This is a genomic window from Terrisporobacter muris (assembly GCF_024621905.1).
GTDB lineage: Bacteria > Bacillota > Clostridia > Peptostreptococcales > Peptostreptococcaceae > Terrisporobacter > Terrisporobacter muris.
This window is the reverse complement of sequence record NZ_JANKBY010000581.1, coordinates 1-1,216: the sequence shown is the minus strand read 5'-3', so window position 1 is coordinate 1,216 and position 1,216 is coordinate 1. Positions and strand designations below refer to the sequence as shown.

Below are 1,216 nucleotides of genomic sequence, written 5' to 3'. Positions count from 1 at the left end.
CATATATTCTTTACAATTCTATATGACCAACATTTATATCATAAATGAAATTTTCAACATAAGTCCATATTGCAAAATTTTAATATAATAAATATGATTTAGATATAAAATATTATTAATTGTCTTATCAATTATGATATAATCTAAGTCCAATTGATAATAAAAATCATTATAAATCACAAAAATGGAGGTCGACATCATGTGGATTTTATTTGCTTTTGGATCAGCACTCTTTGCAGGGTTAACATCTATACTAGCTAAATGTGGTATAAAAAATACTGATTCAAATGTGGCAACGGCACTTAGAACTATTGTAGTTCTTATTTTTTCATGGATTATAGTGTTTGTTGCAGGAAGCCAAAGTACCATATCACAAATAAGCACAAAAACTTTAATTTTTCTTATTCTCTCAGGTATAGCAACTGGAGCTTCTTGGCTTTGTTATTTCAAAGCTTTGCAAATTGGAGATGTAAACAAAGTTACTCCTATTGACAAATCAAGCACTATTTTAACAATGCTTATGGCGTTTATTTTGTTAGGAGAAGAATTAACGCTTATAAAATGTATTGCCATGATATTAATAGGAGTAGGTACATATTTAATGATAACAAAGAAAGAAAATATAGTTATGGAAAAGAAAAATAACGCATGGCTTCTTTATGCTTTAGGCTCTGCCTTCTTTGCCAGCTTAACTTCTATTCTTGGAAAAGTTGGTATTGAAAATGTAGATTCAACTTTAGGAACAGCCATAAGAACTATTGTCGTTCTTATTATGGCATGGATTGTAGTCTTCGTTACAAAAAAACAAAACACTATTAAATATATTGATAAAAGTAGTTGGATTTTCTTAATTTTATCAGGACTTGCAACAGGTGGTTCATGGCTTTGTTATTATAGAGCTCTACAAACAGGACCTGCCAGTGTGGTAGTTCCCATTGATAAATTAAGTATTTTAGTTACTATTGCATTTTCTTATATAGTATTTAAAGAAAAACTAAATAAAAAATCTGCTTTAGGCCTTTTTCTTATAGTGATAGGCACTTTATCACTTTTAATATAATTGCCTTCAATAAAAAAACATCAGCACAATTGAAGTGAACCCTTTACACGGGAATAAATAAAACAACCTCTTTTGAAACATACTATATGTATGATTTTAAAGGAGGTTATTTTATTATGAGTACAAGAGTACACTACTCACCAGAAATAAAATGGA

Annotated in this window: 1 protein-coding gene; it reads left to right on the top strand. The window is 28.9% G+C overall.

Annotated elements, in window-relative coordinates; all coding sequences use genetic code 11:
* Positions 1 to 199: 199 nt before the first annotated feature.
* A complete protein-coding gene (locus tag NSA58_RS20410) occupies positions 200 to 1,060 on the top strand; it encodes an EamA family transporter (protein WP_039681090.1) in 861 nt (286 codons plus the stop codon).
* Positions 1,061 to 1,216: the final 156 nt, after the last annotated feature.